Here is a 20199-nt window from a genome sequence, read left to right as displayed (position 1 = left end):
GTCCTTAAATGATCGTGAAAATTCAACATGACCACAATGCACATAAAAGATCAAACTCAGATTATCTAAGATCTTCTAAGCTTCATCTCTAAATACTCTCCTCATTATTTTTCCAGATGGGGTTTTAGGGATATCATTCACGAATCTAACTTGCCTGGGAACCTTATATGGAGCTAAATGCATTCTACAATAATTTATTATATCGGCAGCCAAGTCATCTGAAAGCGAATATCCCTTTTTCAGCTTTACGTAAGCCACAATATTTTCTCCCCTATACTCATCTGGCACTCCAACAACTACAGCCTCATCTACGGCATAATGTTGATATATTACTTCCTCAACCTCTCTAGGCATTACCTTAAAACCAGAGGCGTTTATTATATCCTTCTTTCTATCGATAATGTAAACCCAATTGTTTATTATTTTTCCTATGTCTCCAGTTGGCAACCAACCATCCTTAAACTCACCCATCCCCCAATACCCCTTAACAACTTGAGGTCCCCTAACGAATATTTCCCCATCCTCCCCTATCATTATTTCAGTATTGTATACTGGAATTCCAGAACTCACAATACCGTATTCTGGCTCAACCGGCAAATTACCGTTATAGGGATATGGCCATAAAGTTGCAGGCGAAGTAGTTTCAGTTAATCCCCACGCCATGTAAACCCAATCCCCTACTCTCTTCCTCCATTCTTCCTCTATTACTCTGGGCATGGGCATCCCTCCAGAGGACCAAAGTCTCATGCTTGTCAAATCTTGCTTATCTAATACGTTCAGCATAGCCCTATATACGGTTGCTACAGCCATTGTTAATGTAGTTTTGTTCTCTTCAATAATTCTAAGGGAAAGTTCTGGATCAAATCTAAATGAAGTATAAATTGATGAGCCGGCTAGGATTGAAGTTGTTATGTGAAATATTTGGCCAGTTATGTGGAAAAATGGAGCTATGCCTAGTATCTTGTCATTTTCAGTATACTTGAACCAATTTTTATAAATCCACGAGGAGGCGTAAATATTAGAGTGAGTTATTGGAACGCCTTTAGGTTTTCCCGTAGTACCCGAAGTGTATACTAATAAGGCTAAATCATCAACGTTTACCTTTACGTTATCCATTCTAAATTTATTACTTTTGAGGTTCAATTCTTCCTCACAATAATCTTCGACTCTCCATTTTTCCTTATACTCATATGGTAATTCATGGAAAGTATTGGGATTAGTTGTGATTATTTTTATTATGTGACTTAATTTCCTAACGTTAGATTCACATGAGGCAATAGCTATTTTTGGATTAGCATCTTGTATTAAGTATTTTAATTCATATTCAGTATAGGAAGGATTAACTGGTAATACAACTCCTCCCAATTTCCATATTGCATATTCTGCTATAATAAATTGGGGAATGTTTTGTGTAGATATAATTACAACATTTCCTTTTTTAACGTACTCTGATAGCTGGCTAGCAATAGAGTTTGCCATACGACGAAGCTCTTCAAAAGTAATTTTGTTTCCGAAATAGTCTAGTGCAATCCTATCCTTGAATAACTTTACACTTTCATTAATTGTATCAATTTGAGTTTTAGGTTCCCAAAACTCTTCTTTTCCCTTTATCTTCATAATTAATAATTAAACGTTTTCTTATTAAGTGCTTAACCCTTTACATCTCTAATATAATTAGAGGTTTTAAATGAAGCTAAGCATTATTGCATCTTTACTAGTAAAGATGCTAAAATAAAGAATCTAGAGCTAATAAAACCTATATAGGGTTAAGGGGGCGAAAAGCCTCGCCTCTCTGCGGTAAACCCAAAATCACCTCCTGGAAAATAAATCTATATTATTAATAAGCGGTTCTATTGATTTAAATAGAAAATCTTTTAGATAGAATAAATCATCAGAAAACAAGAGTATTAGGAGTAACCTGAACTGCTCCCTCCTCACCTCCCCCTTGAACACGGTGTACAGGGAGTAGAAGGCCACGGCCAGCACGAAGATCAACGTGCGGGGGGCTACCAGTTATAGTTGTGGTAGCAAAAGGTGAAAAATAATGACAAAAAGTAAAAATAACCCCGGAAGGGGTAATACCATAAGGGAGAGTAATACCATGAAGGTAATGGAAGAAATAAGAGAAAAGATAAGAAAGGCAATCAAAGAAGGAGTTAGCCTAAGGGAAATAGAGGAGATAATCTTGCAAGAGGCCATGATGGAAGAGAGGGAAGCCTACCTAGAAGTTGAGGACGACCACAAGAACGGGACCTACTTCAGATATCTGGGAACCGGAGACGGAGTATTAAGACTCAGAGTACCGAGAACCAGAAAGGGTGGCTTCAGACCTAAGATCCTTCCGGAGAAGTACGAGAGGACCAGCCCAGATTACGAGGACTTCCTCCAGCAGCTCGTTCTATCAGGCATGACTCCAAGTCAAGTCAAGGCCGTGTTAGCAGCCAAGGGAATACCGTATAGTGAGATCGTAATGAATCGGGTTGCCGAGAGAATATCCAACAAACTCAAGGAATACAAGAGCCGCGAACTACCTCACGATCTCCTAGCCCTTTACATCGATGTGAAGATCGTAAAGGTCAGAATCAGCGAGTCGATCATGGAGAGAGCCATTTACATTGCCATAGGAGTTGACTTAGAAGGGAATAAGTTCGTCTTGGACTACGAAGTTAGGGATAGGGAGGACCTTGACGGTTGGAAGTCCTTCTTGAGCGGACTCGTAAGCAGGGGAGTCAGCAGGGTTGACGTAATCGTGAGCGATGACTTCTCTGGACTTGATCGCGTCGTGTCCACGCTCTTTCCCTCCTCTCAACACCAGCTCTGTATAACACACATGGTTAGGAACCTCATGAGGGTCCTCCCAGACAAGGAGGAACTAATGATTAGAGTTAGGGATCTAAAGTCCTCCAGGAACGTGGAGGAGGGAAGGAAGGCTATATTGTCCCTCAGCCAACTTGTCCAACCCTTTTCTCCAGCCCGAGCCAAGAGGCTTCTTGACGCTGCTGACAAGTATTGTTCCTTTCTCAACTTCCCCAGGGAGATTAGACACTACCTCTACACTAATAACACGTCGGAGAGTTTCAACTCGATCCTGGCTAGGTTCGAGGAGGAGCTCGGAGGTTACTTTCCCTCTCTTCGCTCCTTGGAGGTCTATCTCTACGTTTCGATCCATGAAAGTAATTCGCGTTGGAAGTTCAGGCCCATGTCGGTGATAAGGCATTACTCATATCATCTCAAACAACTCCACGCTTCAAGGTTCCAGGTGAGTCTTGATGAAGACTTTTAACCTTCTGCTTACATATTTTCTTACACAACTATACCCAGTAGCCCCCCAGCGTCAAGAGTTATCAACCTTATCTTGAACCCCATCGCGACGACTTGCTCCACGAGGGCCTTCACGATCTCTTCCTTAGTCATCCCCTTGACTTGAGTGACGAAGGCCAGTAGGAGCACTTTCCCATTAAACTTTGTCGTCGCAGTTGCGTAGTTCCAAGAGTTTCCCTCCTCCGAACTCCCGAGCCCTTTCACTGGTTTCCCATACCACGTCTTGGTTGTCCAGTCTATTGAAAGATCTATCTCCTTGACTCCCTTCAGTACCTTCAAGGATATCTTCCTGGCGCTTTCCAATAGCTTTTCAATCACTTCCATCCCTTGTTTCTCTACGTAATTCCTCACGGTCTGTGGGGACACGTCATAAGCTCTGGACTTGCTTTCCACCGAATCGTTCCATAAACACGCTGAGATGAGGGTTCTCGCCACCTCTTCCCCTTTCTTTCCCTTGAAGTTCAACATGGAAAGTAATTTATATCCTATTTGTTGAATGTTATTTTGGTGAGGGAGACCGGGTGTTACCATCTCACTTACTCACGTGGTAATACTCCATCTCCCTCACCTTAAACCCTTTCTTCAATTGAATTCTTAATACTCATATAAATCCTGTTATCTATCATGAATCGATATTATTCTGTCAGAATTATTTTTCATAATACGATTTTGGGTCTACCGACCGGGGAGGGGAACCATCGCCCTTCCAGGGCGGTGAGAAAGTCAGATGAGTAAGCGAGAAAATAAGTCTGAAGAAGTATACATGAAAGGTACAAGGATTTAAGGCAATAGGAGTAAGACCTATACCCAAGAATTTCGGTTATATGTATTCTTCAAAAATATTCATATTTTGGGCTATGGCTAAAGCATCGGATCGCTCATAGGGGCATTGTTATATTACTTATATTAATGGAAAAAGTGAAATAGATGAGATACTTCATAATAGACTGTGACACTGCAGAAGATAATACAATGAGTTTGATAATGCTGATTAAAAACAATATACAAATTGTCGGGATTACTATTGTTGAAGGTAATGTAAACTTTGATCAACAAGTAGACTATGTTATGGGCTTTAGAGTTTCTAAATATCGATATTCCAGTTATATCCAAGTTCAAAAAGACCACTAGTTAAGTCTTTTAAAACCGTAGAACATTTTCATGGAAAGGGAGGAGTAGAAAACGAGATTGTAAAACCAATAAGACTTAAGGCACAAATTAAGCATGCTGTTGATGCTATAACGGAGTTATGTGAAACGTATTTCGGGGAATTAGAGTTTTTAGCTATCTCTCCGTTAACTAATTTAGCCTTAGCATATCTAAAGTATCCTAGATTAACTGAATTTACACATCACCTATACATTATGGGTGGCACAATCTATGGAAACACCCATAGCAGAATATAATTTTTGGGTAGACCAGATGCAGTAAAGATAGCATTACACGCTGGTTTCACCAACGTAACATTAGTTCCTTGGGAGGTTGCAGTGGCTAATGCTATTGATCCTATGTGAAATTTCATACAATCCCTTAATACCAAACTTTCTAATTTTTACGTTAAGATTTATTCACATTAGAACATTTTCAATGCAGATACAAAGAATGAGGGGAAATCCACATCCAGACGTTATTACAGCAGCTATAGCCATTAACCCAAAAATTATTAAAAAATCTCATAAAGAGCACGTAGATGTTGAAACTAATGAGGGGTTGACTAGAGGTGTCACTATAATAGATTACGTAGACCCTGGACATATTATTGGTAACAATAAACCTAACGCCGAAGTCGTATATGACATCGATTATGAGAAATTTGTCCAAATCTTACTAAAAACTTTAAGTTCAGATTGAGTTAATCTATCAAGTTAGAGATTTTTTTAAGTATCTTCCTTAAAGAGAAAGAGATATTCATCTTACTAACTCCTAATTGTTTAGCTAGTTCTTGAGAGTTCCTATCTCTAGGCACATTAAAATAACCTAACTCCCTTGCCTTTCTCAATAGCATTCTCTCCTTTTCAGTTAGAAGCATTTCGAACGAGTTCCTACTTATTACTTTGAATATTAATTCCTCATTAACGTCCTTCTCCACGAAGTTGATAATTTTTACCCTGTCATCCTTCATTATGGCGTCTACAACTAAAGTCTTAACGTCTCTTGGTACTATAACGTCGTAGATCTCCTTACCATCTCGTATGGTAGTCCCAATGATAGAAGTACCCTTAGCTCTCAGTTTACTTATCATCGTATTCTCAGCCTCTTGCAACATTGATATTAAATAGATTGAGTACTTATTATTATCACTAACAATCTCTGATATATCAAAGTCTATAATACTCCTATCTTTAGTCATAATGTTCTTAATCTGCCCTTTAATATTTTCTTTACTCCCTCTAATCATAGCAATCCTACTTGCCTTAAGTATCTCAAAACTAGATTACTCAATGTTAATTAACGTATCAATATAATTTACACTCGTGAGCTCTGACCAACAGCCATGATGCGAAACCATCACGTTAATGTACTTATGGCTCACAAGTTCATACTTTTTTAAAAGTTTAAAAGCTTTCCAATTATACGTTAATGAAAGCATTTTCCCAAAACTGCTTTACCCTGAAAGACATTATCAACTAAATGTTAATCAACTTAAGAAAAGTTTAAGTGTACTTCCTTTAATCAATAGGTAGGTCAGTTAAATGTCACAAAATTCTTACAAAATCTTGAAATCACTTCCAGTACCATCTAATGGTCCTTTCAAACCTACTTGGAGTTCATTAAAAAAGTATATAGTCCCATCGTGGTTTACCACCTCTAAATTCGGTATTTTTATCCATTGGGGAGTATACTCAGTACCAGCATTTGGTAATGAATGGTACCCTAGATACATGTACATGCCAGATAGACCAGAACACCAATATCACCTAAAAAAATTCGGCCCAGTAACCGATTTCGGATATAAGGATTTCATACCGATGTTCACTGGAGAGAATTGGGATCCATATGAGTGGGCTAAGGTCTTTAAGAAAAGTGGAGCTAAATTCGTAGTCCTAGTTGCAGAACATCACGATGGATTTGCACTATGGGAATCAAATTACACTAGGTGGTGTGCAACCAAGATTGGACCTAAAAGGGACATTGTTAGAGAACTTAAGGAAGCTGTTGAAGGTCAAGGGCTAATATTTGGCATTTCGTATCATAGGGCTGAGCACTGGTGGTTTTTCGATCAAGGGATGAAAATAGAGTCTGATGTAAAGGACCCCAGATATCCTGATTTATATGGCCCAGCTCAGTCTGCTTCCCTAAATCCTAGAGATCCACCTTCACTGGATAATGTACAGCCAAATGATGAGTTTCTAATGGATTGGTTGCTTAGAATTGTTGAGGCTGTTGAAAAGTATAGGCCATGGCTAGTCTATTTCGACTGGTGGATTGCCAATCCCTCTTTCCAACCATATTTGAAGGCCTTTGCGTCCTATTACTATAATAGGTCATATAAATGGGGAATAGAACCCGTAATAATTTACAAGCAAGGGGCATTTGGGGAAGGTACAGCCATACCGGATTTAGCTGAAAGGGGAACAATAAAGAACGTATATCCCTCCACATGGTTAGCTGACACTTCTATAGACTACAAATCCTGGGGTTACATCAAAGATGCTGAATACAAGCTACCTAGTGTTATATTATCCCATTTAGGTGATGTTGTTAGTAAAAATGGAGTTTTTCTCTTGAATATAGGACCTAAAGCTGACGGTACGATACCAGAAGAGGCTAAGAGAATTCTACTTGATGTTGGGGATTGGCTAAATGTAAATGGCGAAGCGATTTTCGGATCAAAACCGTGGAGAGTTTACGGAGAAGGTCCTTCGGGAATTAATGAAGGGGGATTCTTTACAGAGAGAAAAATTACTTTAGGCTATCAAGATGTGAGATACACTGTGAAAGACTATTATCCGCGACAAAGGCATATTTACGCTATTCTCTTCGGAAAGCCTAAGGAAATTACGTTAAGGTCGTTTATGAAAAATCTAAAGCTAATAGAAGAAGCTGTAATAGTAGATGTAAGCAGATTAGATGGGAAAGGTAAGTTAGAGTGGAGTTTAAGTGATGAAGGTTTAAAGATAAAAATAGAGGAAATTATAAGGGCTCCTCTTGTTATAAGGGTTATCCTAGATTATAGATAGTTAGCTCTACTTAGTAGTATATTATTGGGTTACAATTTACTATTGCTTAGTATTCAATAGGCTTCAAATCTCTTTGCCCAGATACCTAGTGCATACTATAACGGGAACTTCAAAAGGATGTATTCAAATTGTATTGTGTTAAGAGAATTCGTATAAAAGTTGAATAATGCTTGTAAAATTGTCTACAATACCGCTTCCTTATGAAAAAGAATTAGCATATCGTCACGTGAAAATACATTATTGTTAATAGTTACGGATCTGAAGTTAAAATATTTATTTATGTGATTTTTCGGGTTTAAATAGCGGTACTAACCTATATAAGTATCTAGTAAAATTTAAATATGACAGAGTTCTTTATCTAGGTAAATTTAATTTAAGTTAAAATTCAGTTATTTCATATGGATAAGTTTCCCTTTTAATTATATACTACTTAGTACAATGAATTATGAGTATCACATATCTTTGTGTGATTTCTTTTATCTATGTTCTTAATTGCTAGTATTAAATATATCTAATCCCTAACTTGATTTAATGTATAGGAAGTTAGTAAAAGTTTTTAAAATAGTAAAAATCTGAATATATCTTCTTAATACATTAGAATCATTTTCTATTCTTATAATTTCCTAACATTGGTACTTCTATTATCTCCTGTTCCTCAAGTATAACAATCTTTTCCGGAATTACCTTAGGTTTAACCTCTTTTAGTCTAGGATCAATAAACTCGTCTATTCCTATATTCAATATCCCTAGACCAGCGCCTAATACCATAATTGGTATTATCGCACCTAATATCCACCACCACTGATTACTTAGGTAAGCTCCGTTGGATGAGATAAAGAATAGCATAGTTCCTAAATTGTTTATGTTAGTTGGCAATACACCCCAAAATTCTGCAGTAATTAGTGATAAGATTCCATATAGTACTCCACTTAACTATTGGCCTTGGAACGAGACCTGGTTTAGATACGCGTTGTCATTAGCCTTAAATAGAACACAAATTTCTTTAGGTTCGCAATATGGGATACCTACCGGAGCTCCTCCAACACCTGCTGACTTCTTACCATCTCCAATGGAAGAAATCTGGTTAAATTCAACAATTATACAGGAAGCCCATCAAGTAGATCAGTATAATCTCACTGAAGCTATACAGATTTTGGAATCGCACGGTCTAAAAATAATTAATGGAAAATTAAGTTTCCCTAATGGTACACCACTACCAACTTATACAATGATAAATTATCAAGGTTTCTCTGATACCTATGCCACTACTCAACTAATTGCAGAGGATCTAGCACAGATAGGACTACAGATTAATGTTGTGTCAGAAACTCCTTCACAAATGTTCGGCCCGGCTCTTGATGGGGGTCAGTATGATTTAATATACTGGATCACTAATGCTTACAGTCCTTATTATGTGTGGGAATCTGCGTTCATACCTCCACTTATACCTGGTACTGATCAGCCAAACGTAACTGCTCTAGAAACTATTGGGGTATATGTATATTCTGATTTTGGTAGATGGATCCCTCCTAAGGAATTTATAGACCTTTGGATACAGGCTGGAGATAGATAGTGTCGTCGTTAAGCTACAAATTCTGGGATTAACCTTCTCTCCCATAAGACTAGGGCTATGGAGTACATCATGGTGCGAATGCTCCTATTTATCGCCTTCGTTGCTCTCTTGAATCTAATTAGCCTATCCCTTAATGAGGAATGAAAGGACTCGTTCGGGTTAACTGGCGAGACAACCGTGTGGTCTTTCAACCAGAAGTACAAGTTATAATCATCGCTCACCCATCTACCCTCGTCAGGCAAATACTTTTTGACCTCAAGGAAAGTACTCTCATCCCTATCCCCCACAGAGTAAATGAGGTAAACTCCCAGCTTCGTGTACACGTAACAAGTGAAAACCCACTTGTAAAAAGCCCTAGCATTCTTGTACAAGTAAGTCCACATCTCATCAACAACCTTAGCAACAACCTTACCCTTGACCAGCTCCTTAGCCCTACCCCACAACTCAACCAACTTCTCATGCTTTTTCCTACCATAACGCTTAATCCAAGTGAAAACAGTACCAAGAGGTACGTTAAGCACCCTAGAAATAGCCCTCATACTCATACCATTAGCATACATTCTCAAAGCCTCCTCCCTCAACTTCCTAGAATGATGATGATAACTAGCATCACCCAAGAAGTACTTACCACAATCCCTACACAAAAACTTCTGCCTACCCAAAGGCCTACCACACTTAACAACATGATGACTACCACAAGAGGGACAAGAAACGTCTTGCCTAAATACAGGCTTCCTACCCATAAATAATACTCGTTATACAAATATAAATAACTTAACGACGACACTATCTGGAGATACAACAAATGTAACATTACTAAAACAGATATATAATAAAATGGCAGCTATTCTAATAAAGGATTTACCCGCAATCCCAGTGGTCTTTGACGCATATCCAAGATACGAATATGAGGACCAATACTATATTGGATTTTCGACTCCACAATACTTCTATACATGGAATGTGGAACCTTGGATAGGAGGAAATCTATTAATGTTAATGAATCTTGCTCCTAGACCTCCTGGTATGTCTAACGCACAAGAGGTTGCTTATACTCAAGCTGCTTGGCAAGATTTACTTGCATTCATATACGGCAAGGCCAATACTGCAACACCACCATCATTATTAGCTATGTTGCAGCCTTCCACATCAACAGTAACTCAGACTTCCACAAGTACTTCAACTGTTACTACAACGAGTGCGTCAACATCTGTCACTACTACAACCTCTATGAGTACTACTTCGGTAACTAGTACTGTGTCAACATCTAGTGGGTTATCTACTGGTGTTATTGCTGGTATAATTGTTGTTATAATTGTAATTATAGCAGTAGTAGCTTATGTAGTGGTAAGAAGAAGATAATAAACTCTATTATATAAGGTATTTTATTTTTTGCATTTATATAAATACAAGGAAACTAGTGTAGGAATTGCAAAGAATCTTTTTAATAAATTATTTTAAGAGCCAGTATTAATAGTTAACTCATTATAATGAAACTTCCAAATATAACTGAAGAGATTTAAAATAATTTATCTCATATAATTCGTATTATAAATGAATCATATTTCCAATGCCTCAAGCAGCTTTAAGGCAATTACCATGTGCCCTGTGAAATTTGGATGAACTGGTTCTGGTGCGTAGACGTTAGGTTCCCTTATATTAACTAGTTTTTTAAAAGTGTCGTGAAGGTCAATATAAGTTGCAGAGAACTCGTTAGATAGTAATCTAACTTTCTCTATATATTGAGGTAATAGTTCCAGCACCTTAGCCCTAAATCCACCCTCAAGTTTATTCCTACTGATATAAAATGGGGTCATTAAAATAAAATTCACGTTGTTAAGCACTTTTCTAGTATATTTTAGTAGACGTCTCAAGTTTTCATAGTAGTTTTCAGGGTTAAATGTCGTTAAGCCACCTAGAAACTTATGGAGGTCATTTATACCAATTAAAATCGATATCCAATTAGGTTTATAACTTAGCACATCATCGTCCCATCTATCTATGAGGTCGATTACAGTATTTCCACTTATACCAGAATTTATAACAGTAATTTTCGTCTCTGGATGTTTAGCCAACATAAGATTATAAAAAAGATTGACATACCCATACCCTAAAGGAGCGTTGTTTGACTTCTCACGATCGGTTATACTATCTCCAGCAAACACTATAACGTCTCCATTACTTAACCGCAAGACAGATCATTTATGATATGATATAGGGTTAGTATATAAATCTATTTTGTTAAACCTTCTTTAATTAAGGATTAGCATAGTTAGTTAAAAGTGTGTCTCGAATGCATGTTATTGGTTAGCATTTTACGTAAAATCCTAGGGTTATATAGTTTTTAAAAGAATTATGTTTGAGCTAATAATGTTTTTATACTAAAATTGTTAGTATCTATTATTTATCTTTAAGTAATAGCAAATATTAAGGTAGGTATTCATAGGAATTATCGAATTCAACGCTTTTCCAATAAATACTAATTGGTTTAAACTTAACGTTATGTAGTTAGTTATTGTCATAATCCGAAAAAAGGATAACAATCTAGTTGTTAGATAAACTAGATAAAGAAAGCTTTATATTTTGAAGAGAATTGTATACGGTGATAAGGGATGCAGACAATAAAAATATACGAGAACAAAGGCGTTTACAAAGTAGTTATAGGAGAACCATTTCCCCCCATAGAATTCCCACTTGAGCAAAAGATATCATCGAATAAATCTTTATCAGAGTTGGGTTTAACAATAGTTCAACAAGGTAACAAGGTTATTGTCGAGAAATCATTGGATTTGAAAGAGCACATTATAGGATTGGGAGAGAAGGCGTTTGAGTTGGATAGAAAGAGGAAAAGGTATGTGATGTATAACGTTGACGCTGGGGCTTATAAGAAATATCAAGATCCACTTTACGTTAGTATACCCTTATTTATATCAGTGAAAGACGGCGTTGCAACTGGTTACTTCTTCAACTCAGCTTCTAAAGTGATCTTCGACGTGGGACTTGAGGAATACGATAAAGTAATTGTTACAATTCCAGAGGACTCAGTAGAGTTTTACGTGATTGAAGGGCCAAGAATTGAGGACGTTCTAGAGAAATACACGGAGCTTACCGGAAAACCTTTCCTACCTCCCATGTGGGCTTTCGGTTACATGATATCACGCTACTCTTACTACCCCCAGGGTAAGGTTGTTGAGTTAGTAGATATAATGCAAAAGGAGGGTTTTAGAGTAGCTGGAGTATTCTTAGATATACACTACATGGACTCTTATAAGTTATTTACATGGCATCCTTATAGGTTCCCAGAACCTAAAAAGCTAATTGACGAATTACACAAGAGAAACGTTAAGCTAATTACAATAGTTGACCACGGAATAAGGGTTGATCAGAATTATTCACCATTTCTTTCCGGAATGGGAAAATTCTGTGAGATTGAAAGTGGTGAACTATTCGTAGGTAAAATGTGGCCTGGTACTACTGTCTATCCAGACTTCTTCAGGGAGGATACTAGAGAATGGTGGGCTGGGTTAATCTCCGAATGGCTTTCACAAGGAGTTGATGGTATTTGGCTAGACATGAATGAACCAACTGACTTCTCTAGGGCTATTGAGATCAGAGACGTTTTATCTTCGTTACCCGTACAGTTCAGAGATGATAGACTTGTTACCACTTTTCCAGATAACGTAGTTCACTACTTGAGGGGAAAGAGGGTTAAACACGAAAAAGTTAGAAATGCTTATCCTTTATATGAGGCTATGGCAACGTTTAAGGGGTTTAGGACAAGCCATAGGAATGAAATATTTATCTTGAGTAGAGCCGGTTATGCCGGAATACAAAGATACGCATTCATCTGGACTGGTGATAATACCCCTTCATGGGATGATTTGAAGCTTCAACTACAATTGGTTCTCGGCTTATCGATTTCTGGTGTACCATTTGTAGGTTGTGATATAGGTGGATTTCAAGGCAGGAACTTCGCGGAAATTGACAACTCTATGGATTTATTAGTCAAATATTATGCTTTAGCCTTGTTCTTCCCCTTCTATAGGTCACACAAGGCAACTGATGGTATAGATACGGAACCAGTTTTCCTGCCAGATTACTATAAGGAGAAAGTAAAGGAAATCGTGGAGTTGAGGTATAAGTTCTTACCCTATATTTATTCCTTAGCTTTAGAGGCTAGTGAGAAGGGACATCCGGTAATTAGACCTCTATTTTACGAATTCCAAGATGATGACGACATGTATAGAATAGAAGACGAGTATATGGTTGGTAAGTATTTGCTTTACGCTCCAATTGTAAGTAAAGAGGAGAGTAGGTTAGTAACATTACCTAGAGGTAAGTGGTACAATTACTGGAATGGCGAGATAATAAACGGTAAGAGTGTTGTTAAGTCTACTCATGAGTTGCCAATTTACTTGAGAGAAGGATCAATAATCCCGTTGGAGGGTGACGAGTTAATAGTTTACGGTGAGACCTCGTTCAAGCGTTACGATAATGCTGAAATTACCTCCTCAAGTAATGAAATTAAGTTTTCAAGGGAGATTTATGTATCTAAGCTAACTATCACATCAGAGAAACCAGTGAGCAAGATAATAGTTGACGATAGTAAGGAAATTCAAGTAGAGAAGACAATGCAAAACACTTACGTTGCTAAGATTAATCAAAAAATTAGGGGAAAGATTAACCTAGAGTAGTTTTTTCACGTACTCCAAGGACTTAACTATTCCCGGAAGAGGGTTTTCTGGTTCTGGCTCATATTCTATCATTAGCGGTATGTCTAGATTCAACTCCTTTACCTTGTCTATAACTCCCTTCACATCTAAAATTCCACTACCCACTATTACGTCCTCTCCCTTATTATTTACATCTTTTACATGAATGTCGTGAATTCTATCCCTTAGTGTATTTACTGCCTCAATTGGATTCTCGCCATATCTAAATAAGTGGGCTAGATCAAGACACATTCCAACTCTATAATCTAAGTTTTTCGTGAACTCGTAAATCTTCTTATAAGACCCCCATCTATGATAGGGACCATGATTATGTATGGCAACTTTAATGTCGTATTCCTTTACTAGGTCACTCATCAAGTTAAGGCAATCCTCGTCTGGATCCGCAGTTATTACCTCAATTTCAACCTTGTTTGCGAAGTCGAAGATACTTCTCAACTCTTTCTTATCGCTCTTAAGATGGTTAACCCCATGGGCGATAACTTTGACTCCGTTTTCTTTATGTAAATTGATTATATCCTTAACACTATTAGAAGAAGGAGGCAAGTGTCTTGGGAACGCTTCAACGTAGGATATTCCTAACTCAGACATTACCTTTAAAGCATTCTCATAAGTTAATTTCCTAAGCGAATAACTTTGTATTCCGAGTTTCATAGATGAGAGGAACACGTATTTGATATTTAAATTTAGCTTTAACTAGTTAACCAAAAAATTATTAAAGAGTAGTAAGCACTGTTCAACTTTTTTGAGATCTAGAATAGTTTTTAAAAAATAAGGAAAGATGCGAAAAAAGTTCTTAATCGTAATCAGCTAGGAAGTATGAATAATAAAATGGTTACACTACAATCCTAACATCTAAAGGTAACTTCACTACTTGTCTATTAACTGAGGAAAGGTAAACGGCTTTTATCACCTCTAAGCTTTTCATACCCTCTTTTCCATTTATCGGAAAATCATTATCCTCTGATAGAGCCCTTAAGAAATCTCTGAGCAACTCCTTATGCAAATTACCTGGCTGAGCTATCGTTTCTTTCTTATATTCAACACTGGATTTTGACTCCTCTATTTTACCCTCAATTGCGACTGTACTAAGACTACCGTCAGTAATTTCCACAAACCCATTACTTCCATTTACCCTAATCTTCCTGTATTGGTAAGTAGTGGGCTTCATTGAGACTGTTTGAGAAATAGTACCTAATGCTCCGTTCTTGTATCTCATAATCGCGACTGCTGTGTCCTCGACTTCGATTCCATCATGAGTTAAATTGTCAACAAATCCAGACACCTCTTCCACTTCACCATTAAGCCATATCATTAAATCAATAGTATGTATACCTTGATTTGTCATAACTCCACCTCCTTCTGTGTTCCACATGCCCCTCCAACTCCTAGCTATCTCATCCCTCTTATAATATCCCTTCATATCACGGTACCATTTCAATTCTGACTCTATCAAATATATTCTACCAAGCTCTTTCAAGATATCGTTCTTTAACCTCCTTATGTCAGGGGCATATCTCTCTTGGAATATTACTCCTAGTTTAACCTCATTTCTCTCAGCCCTACTTACCATCTCTCTAGCTCCAGCTAGAGTGGTAGCCATTGGCTTTTCGACTATTACGTGTTTTCCATATTCAATTGCTAAAATAGCCTGGGGTGCGTGCAAATAGGAAGGGGTTGCTATGCTTATGACATCGACCTCTGAGTTTCTTAATACTTCATCTATAGTGGTATAATAGGGTGTACCGTATTCACTTCCTATTTTTTCTGCTATTGCCTTAATCTGATCCACTACCGCAACTAGTTTTACGAATTCTGTTTCCTTTTCTAAGTCCTTTAATGCTTTTACGTGAGTTTTACCAATTGAGCCTAGACCTACAACCGCTACACCAATTCTCTTTGACATGTATTGAGAGTTAAATATTAAAATAAAAAATAATATAGTCTTCACGCTTAGGAAGGAACTGCTTCATGCAGTAAAAATGATCTAACTAGTAACGAAAATCAACAAACTTAAGAGGGATACATAACGAGGAGATTAGTCTTATCGAGTAAAAGTTGCTATTTTTTTGGTATGCTGAGAAAAAAGAGATAGAACTTCATTAAGTCTAAAGACTATTTTCAATTTTTAATACGATTTAACACTTCTTTTATCACAACCCTTGTGCAGATACTCATTTAAAGATCTAGAACTGTTTTAGTAGTTTAAGTTTTTTACATATAATATTTATGAAGTGTGGATAACAATTTCATTTATTTGAAACTTAGTTTAAATTTCTCTAATACCAATTTTGTTAAATCCTTTAATTGTGCAACAAAATTTTTTGAGAAAGGATTTAGAAATTGCGACATCTTCTCTTCGTCAACAGTCAAATCATATGTAGAATTGAAAATAAATGAATACTTTATATGATTTATACTAAATTAACAAAATTGTTGTTCATAGTCATATTTATATATCTCTATTTCAAAGATTCTAATAGTGGGTCTCTAATGAGACGAGATTTCTTGATCAAAAGGGGTATATATTACATCATAGTTTGGTTTATTGGAATTACAATAGATTTTATCCTTCCTAGGCTAATACCTGGTAGTGCATTGGCAAGCATAATTTATAGTAGAATTGGTGGAGCTGGATCCAATTATGGGCAAAATGTTCAACAAGAGATTCAAATTCTTGTTCAGCAATTAGGTTTAGCTCAGTATCAACAACCTCTTTATATTCAGTATTTTAATTACTTAAAAGAAATAGTTACACTGAATTTCGGTGTTTCTCTTACCGAATTTCCAGTATCTGTAAGCACAATAATAACTGAAGCTGCTCCTTGGACTTTTGGTATAGTAATACCAGCTATTGTAGCCTCTTTCTTCATAGGTAATTTGCTTGGCAGAGTGGCTGCTTTGTCAAGAGGTAAAATAAGTGACTACGCCATATTGGGACTCATGATGTTTTTATATACGTTTCCTGTTTTTGTTACTGGGGAGATTTTAATAGAAGTACTAGCAATTGATCTTCACATATTCCCTACAGGTGGGCAGTATAATACCTTTCAATTTCTCAAACCTACTATGAGTTTGCCCTTTGTGTGGTCCGTAATATATCATGCAATATTACCCACATTAACTCTAATTATCTTTTCCCTAGCTGGTTGGATAATGGGAATGAGGAATAATATGATACCCATTTTACAAGAGGATTATATGAATTATTATAGGTTAATGGGGGTATCAGAAAAAATGGTTGCAAGTAAGGCCTATAGGTTAGCATTATTACCTAACTTTACCAGTTTCTCCATTTCCTTAGGATACTCTGTGTTGGGTGCTGTTGCGATAGAGTATTTATTTAACTATGCAGGTTTGGGCTACTTTTTTAATCAAGCCATTACCGGTTTGGATTACCCGTTACTAAGCGGAATATTTTTCATGCTAGTCACTGCGATGGTATTAAGTAATTTCGTCGCCGATATAATTTACACAATTATAGATCCTAGGGCAAGTCAAGAGGAGACGGAGGGTTTATAAGATGGCTAGCAGAAAGTTATATACTTTTAATTTAAAAATAGACAAGTACGGTCCGGTTTATAATCTAATAAGAGGTGTGTGGGAACAAAGAGTATCAAGAGTTGGGTTCTATATACTACTAGGGATAATAGTATTTTCCTTAATAGGCATATTTTATACTCCATATAATCCAAGCGCGACTAACTTTCCTAGGGATCTACCACCCTCACCTCAACACTTATTAGGCACGGATGATTATGGCCATGATATTTTTTCTCAACTTTTAGTAGGTGGATTTCCAGTAATTGGAGTAGGTTTTGCTGTAGGATTAATAGGTACGCTAATAGCTATCCTCATAGGAGTAACTGCAGGATTATATGCAGAGACAATGATTGATAGAGTATTAAGTGCAATAACTCAGATTTTCTTAATAATACCCGGTATTTTGATTATCGAATTAATAGGAGCATATCTAGGAGCAGTACAGTTTAAATTAGGATATATAACAATTTTATTCGTCCTTTCATTAACTGGCTGGGCATGGGGTGCTAGAGTGCTGAGATCTTTAGTGTTATCGTTAAGGAGGAGAGAGTATATATTATCTTCTGATCTTATTGGCGAGTCTAAATTAAGTATAATTTTTAATCAAATAATACCTAATAACCTACCGTTCATAGCTTCAAACTTCTTCTTTACTGCAATTTATGGTATCGCTGGCTTTACATTCATTTATTATTTTGGATTGGGTAGTCTAACACAAGTCAATTGGGGAACCATGCTCTATTGGTCTTTAGGAGGAGAGGCTTATCTAAGAGGATTATGGTGGTGGTACATTCCCCCTGGACTCATGATTGGTTTAGTGGCTTTTTCATTCGCTTTAATTAACATAGGGATTGATAGAGTTGCGAATCCAAGGCTAAGAATATGGGACGTAAAGAAATATATGAAAAAAATAGAAAAAGCAAAAGAGAAGGAGGAGGTGTTGACTAGATGAGTGAAATCTCGATATCAGTAAAAAACCTAAACGTGGGTTACTTATCAGACTATGGTATAATAAAAGTCCTAAGAGATGTCAGTATTGACATTCCAGAAAGTAAAATAACAGGTATCGCAGGAGAGTCAGGTTCTGGAAAATCTACTCTGGCAACAACGACAATGGGATTTATAAATCCCCCATTATATGTACAAAGGGGTAGTGTAATTGTAGATGGCAAGTACGATATTCTATCGATGTCTAGAGATGAGTTAAATAAAATAAGGGGAAGTGTAATATCTTACGTTCCTCAAGCTGCTCAAAACTCCCTAAACCCAATTAGAAAGGTTAAGGAAACTTTTACAGATATCTTAAAGGCTAAAGGAATGGATTATTATGCCAACATTAACGTTGTATATAACGCGTTGGAAGAAGTAGGGTTTACTGATAGGCAAGTACTAGATATGTACGCTTTCCAGTTGTCTGGTGGTATGAAACAGAGGGTTGTAATTGCAATCTCACTCCTATTAAATCCAAAAATACTCATAATGGACGAACCCACTACGGGATTAGACGTAGTAGTTCAATATGAAATACTCAAATTATTAAAGAAAATACAGAAGGAAAAGGATTTAACATTGGTAATTATAAGTCATGACATAGCAATGCTATTCCAAATATCAGATTACATAGCTGTAATGTACGGTGGGCAAATAGTAGAGTATGGGAAGTATAATACGTTATTAGAGGAAGCTTATCATCCCTACACTTATCTTCTGCTTAGTAGTGTACCTACTGTTAGATCTAGAGGGAAGAAACTACCTAGAATTCCTGGGGATTTTGAAGGTTTTATAAGATATCCTAAAGGCTGTGTCTTTTCTTCGAGATGTCCCTTTGCCACGATTACATGTAAAGAAGCTCCACCTCAAACCGTAGCATATGATAAGTTTGGATTTTATAAGTGTATTAGGTATCCAGAATGGAGAAATGAGGTGAAAAAAGCTTATGAGTGATAGGCTCATTGAGCTAATACATGTGTATAAAGACTTCATAGTTAGAAAAGGAGTTTTTGGAAAAGAGCATAGACCGGGGATATGGGATGTGAATATGAATATAAGGAAGAACGAGATTGTGGGGATGGTTGGAGGAAGCGGTGGGGGTAAGACAGTAATAGCTTGGATGATAGTAGGGTTATTGAAACCGACCAAAGGTTCAATAATTTATACCCCTATGGGTTTAGATGTTACCAAGGCGGATAAAAAACAACTAAAACAGTATAGAGCTGATGTTCAATTAGTTTTCCAAGATCCCTATTCCTCTCTAGACCCAGCTCATACAGTTAAATGGCATATAGAAAGACCGCTAAAAATATACAAATATAAGGGCGATATTGAAGAGAGAATCAAAGAGTTATTAAGAGAAGTTGCATTAACTCCTCCAGAAGACTTTCTCAATAAGTATCCGTTCCAACTTTCTGGAGGGCAAAGACAAAGAGTCTATTTAGCTAGGGTATTGGCACTAAATCCTAAGGTGCTAATAGCTGATGAGCCTGTATCAAACGTAGATGCCTCAATAAGGGCATCACTACTAGACTTATTTAAGAGGTTAAGAGATGAGAAAGGGATATCAATTATGTACATCACTCACGATATTGCTACAATTGGATATGTAGCTGATAGGGTATATGTCGTGAAGAATGGTAGGATAGTGGAGGAGGGCGATGTGGAAACTATTATTTCCCATCCAAAACACGATTATACCAGACTATTAGCAGAAGCGGTACCAGATCCATATAAAAGAATTGAATAACATTTTTTATATTCCTAATTTCTATTGAATTTGTTTGAAAAACTATTAAGAGATTGTATCACTAATTAGGTTGCAAGGAAATTGTGATTTGAGTAGTGAAGAAAAGTTTAA

12 protein-coding genes and 7 pseudogenes are annotated in these 20199 nt (G+C 36.9%); 10 read left to right on the top strand and 9 right to left on the bottom strand.

Annotated elements, in window-relative coordinates:
• Positions 1–75: 75 nt before the first annotated feature.
• Positions 76–1617, bottom strand: coding sequence for an AMP-binding protein (locus YN1551_RS02310; RefSeq protein ID WP_012716609.1), 1542 nt, complete (start codon positions 1615–1617; stop codon positions 76–78).
• 192 nt (positions 1618–1809) lie between these two features.
• Positions 1810–2001 (bottom strand): annotated as a pseudogene (locus YN1551_RS16480) (ISH3 family transposase); the annotation flags it as partial.
• A gap of 43 nt (positions 2002–2044) precedes the next feature.
• Here YN1551_RS16480 and YN1551_RS02305 point away from each other — a divergent pair.
• Positions 2045–3283: an IS256-like element ISC1332 family transposase gene (locus YN1551_RS02305; protein WP_012715725.1), complete on the top strand. Its 1239-nt coding sequence runs from the start codon at positions 2045–2047 to the stop codon at positions 3281–3283.
• Between the two features lie 44 nt (positions 3284–3327).
• Here YN1551_RS02305 and YN1551_RS02300 read toward each other — a convergent pair.
• Positions 3328–3852, bottom strand: a pseudogene (locus tag YN1551_RS02300) (DUF4322 domain-containing protein); the annotation flags it as partial.
• Positions 3853–4248: 396 nt separating this feature from the next.
• On the opposite strand from YN1551_RS02300, the pseudogene YN1551_RS18040 reads away from it, so the two are divergent.
• Positions 4249–5172: pseudogene (locus YN1551_RS18040) on the top strand (nucleoside hydrolase).
• Between the two features lies 1 nt (position 5173).
• Here YN1551_RS18040 and YN1551_RS02290 read toward each other — a convergent pair.
• Positions 5174–5911: pseudogene (locus YN1551_RS02290) on the bottom strand (helix-turn-helix domain-containing protein).
• A 103-nt stretch (positions 5912–6014) separates the two neighbouring features.
• On the opposite strand from YN1551_RS02290, the gene YN1551_RS02285 reads away from it, so the two are divergent.
• Positions 6015–7502 carry an alpha-L-fucosidase gene (locus YN1551_RS02285; protein WP_012717121.1) on the top strand — a complete coding sequence of 496 codons (1488 nt, stop codon included), beginning with the start codon at positions 6015–6017 and terminating at the stop codon, positions 7500–7502.
• Between the two features lie 600 nt (positions 7503–8102).
• Here the strand turns inward: YN1551_RS02285 and YN1551_RS02280 are convergent.
• A pseudogene (locus YN1551_RS02280) lies at positions 8103–8435 on the bottom strand (ABC transporter permease); the annotation flags it as partial.
• Here YN1551_RS02280 and YN1551_RS15665 point away from each other — a divergent pair.
• Positions 8431–9069, top strand: a pseudogene (locus YN1551_RS15665) (ABC transporter substrate-binding protein); the annotation flags it as partial. The pseudogenes YN1551_RS02280 and YN1551_RS15665 sit on opposite strands and share 5 nt — an antisense overlap.
• A gap of 14 nt (positions 9070–9083) precedes the next feature.
• On the opposite strand, the gene YN1551_RS02270 reads toward YN1551_RS15665, so the two are convergent.
• A complete protein-coding gene (locus tag YN1551_RS02270) occupies positions 9084–9818 on the bottom strand; it encodes an IS1-like element ISC796 family transposase (RefSeq protein ID WP_012717120.1) in 735 nt (244 codons plus the stop codon).
• A gap of 46 nt (positions 9819–9864) precedes the next feature.
• Between YN1551_RS02270 and YN1551_RS02265 the strand changes: the two are divergent.
• Positions 9865–10437: pseudogene (locus YN1551_RS02265) on the top strand (sugar ABC transporter substrate-binding protein); the annotation flags it as partial.
• Positions 10438–10634: 197 nt separating this feature from the next.
• Here the strand turns inward: YN1551_RS02265 and YN1551_RS02260 are convergent.
• The gene (locus tag YN1551_RS02260) at positions 10635–11240 is read right to left on the bottom strand and encodes an SGNH/GDSL hydrolase family protein (protein ID WP_009988429.1); all 606 of its coding nucleotides are present in this window, start codon (positions 11238–11240) and stop codon (positions 10635–10637) included.
• A 447-nt stretch (positions 11241–11687) separates the two neighbouring features.
• Here YN1551_RS02260 and malA point away from each other — a divergent pair, with 447 nt between their 5' ends.
• Positions 11688–13769, top strand: coding sequence for an alpha-glucosidase MalA (malA, locus tag YN1551_RS02255; RefSeq protein WP_012717119.1), 2082 nt, complete (start codon positions 11688–11690; stop codon positions 13767–13769).
• Here the strand turns inward: malA and YN1551_RS02250 are convergent.
• Both YN1551_RS02250 and YN1551_RS02245 read right to left on the bottom strand, forming a co-directional pair.
• The gene (locus YN1551_RS02250; protein WP_012717118.1) at positions 13761–14459 is read right to left on the bottom strand and encodes a sugar phosphate isomerase/epimerase family protein; all 699 of its coding nucleotides are present in this window, start codon (positions 14457–14459) and stop codon (positions 13761–13763) included. The two genes, malA and YN1551_RS02250, sit on opposite strands and share 9 nt — an antisense overlap.
• Before the next feature lie 181 nt (positions 14460–14640).
• Positions 14641–15756, bottom strand: a complete 1116-nt coding sequence (locus YN1551_RS02245; protein WP_010924112.1) for a Gfo/Idh/MocA family protein — start codon at positions 15754–15756, stop codon at positions 14641–14643.
• A 458-nt stretch (positions 15757–16214) separates the two neighbouring features.
• Here YN1551_RS02245 and YN1551_RS02240 point away from each other — a divergent pair, with 458 nt between their 5' ends.
• The 4 genes from YN1551_RS02240 to YN1551_RS02225 are packed head-to-tail and all read left to right on the top strand — an operon-like array spanning position 16215 to position 20088.
• Positions 16215–17327 (top strand): ABC transporter permease, encoded by a 1113-nt coding sequence (locus tag YN1551_RS02240; RefSeq protein ID WP_012717117.1) that lies wholly within the window; start codon positions 16215–16217, stop codon positions 17325–17327.
• A gap of 1 nt (position 17328) precedes the next feature.
• On the top strand, positions 17329–18300 hold the full coding sequence (locus YN1551_RS02235) for an ABC transporter permease (protein ID WP_012717116.1): 972 nt from the start codon (positions 17329–17331) through the stop codon (positions 18298–18300).
• Complete coding sequence (locus YN1551_RS02230; RefSeq protein ID WP_012717115.1) at positions 18297–19292, top strand: ABC transporter ATP-binding protein; 996 nt, start codon at positions 18297–18299, stop codon at positions 19290–19292. The genes YN1551_RS02235 and YN1551_RS02230 overlap by 4 nt, the downstream gene beginning before the upstream one ends.
• Positions 19285–20088, top strand: a complete 804-nt coding sequence (locus YN1551_RS02225) for an ABC transporter ATP-binding protein (protein ID WP_012714346.1) — start codon at positions 19285–19287, stop codon at positions 20086–20088. The genes YN1551_RS02230 and YN1551_RS02225 overlap by 8 nt, the downstream gene beginning before the upstream one ends.
• The last annotated feature ends 111 nt before the right edge of the window (positions 20089–20199 follow it).

This window comes from Sulfolobus islandicus Y.N.15.51 (assembly GCF_000022485.1).
GTDB lineage: Archaea > Thermoproteota > Thermoprotei_A > Sulfolobales > Sulfolobaceae > Saccharolobus > Saccharolobus islandicus.
Note: the sequence above shows the minus strand (reverse complement) of the source record. Positions and strands in the feature narration are given on the sequence as shown.

Coding starts and splice junctions, on each gene's coding strand:
- YN1551_RS02310 (WP_012716609.1), bottom strand. CDS start 1,617: ATGAAGATAAAGGGAAAAGAAGAGTTTTGGGAACCTAAAACTCAAATT.
- YN1551_RS02305 (WP_012715725.1), top strand. CDS start 2,045: ATGACAAAAAGTAAAAATAACCCCGGAAGGGGTAATACCATAAGGGAG.
- YN1551_RS02285 (WP_012717121.1), top strand. CDS start 6,015: ATGTCACAAAATTCTTACAAAATCTTGAAATCACTTCCAGTACCATCT.
- YN1551_RS02270 (WP_012717120.1), bottom strand. CDS start 9,818: ATGGGTAGGAAGCCTGTATTTAGGCAAGACGTTTCTTGTCCCTCTTGT.
- malA (WP_012717119.1), top strand. CDS start 11,688: ATGCAGACAATAAAAATATACGAGAACAAAGGCGTTTACAAAGTAGTT.
- YN1551_RS02250 (WP_012717118.1), bottom strand. CDS start 14,459: ATGAAACTCGGAATACAAAGTTATTCGCTTAGGAAATTAACTTATGAG.
- YN1551_RS02240 (WP_012717117.1), top strand. CDS start 16,215: ATGATTTATACTAAATTAACAAAATTGTTGTTCATAGTCATATTTATA.
- YN1551_RS02235 (WP_012717116.1), top strand. CDS start 17,329: ATGGCTAGCAGAAAGTTATATACTTTTAATTTAAAAATAGACAAGTAC.
- YN1551_RS02230 (WP_012717115.1), top strand. CDS start 18,297: ATGAGTGAAATCTCGATATCAGTAAAAAACCTAAACGTGGGTTACTTA.
- YN1551_RS02225 (WP_012714346.1), top strand. CDS start 19,285: ATGAGTGATAGGCTCATTGAGCTAATACATGTGTATAAAGACTTCATA.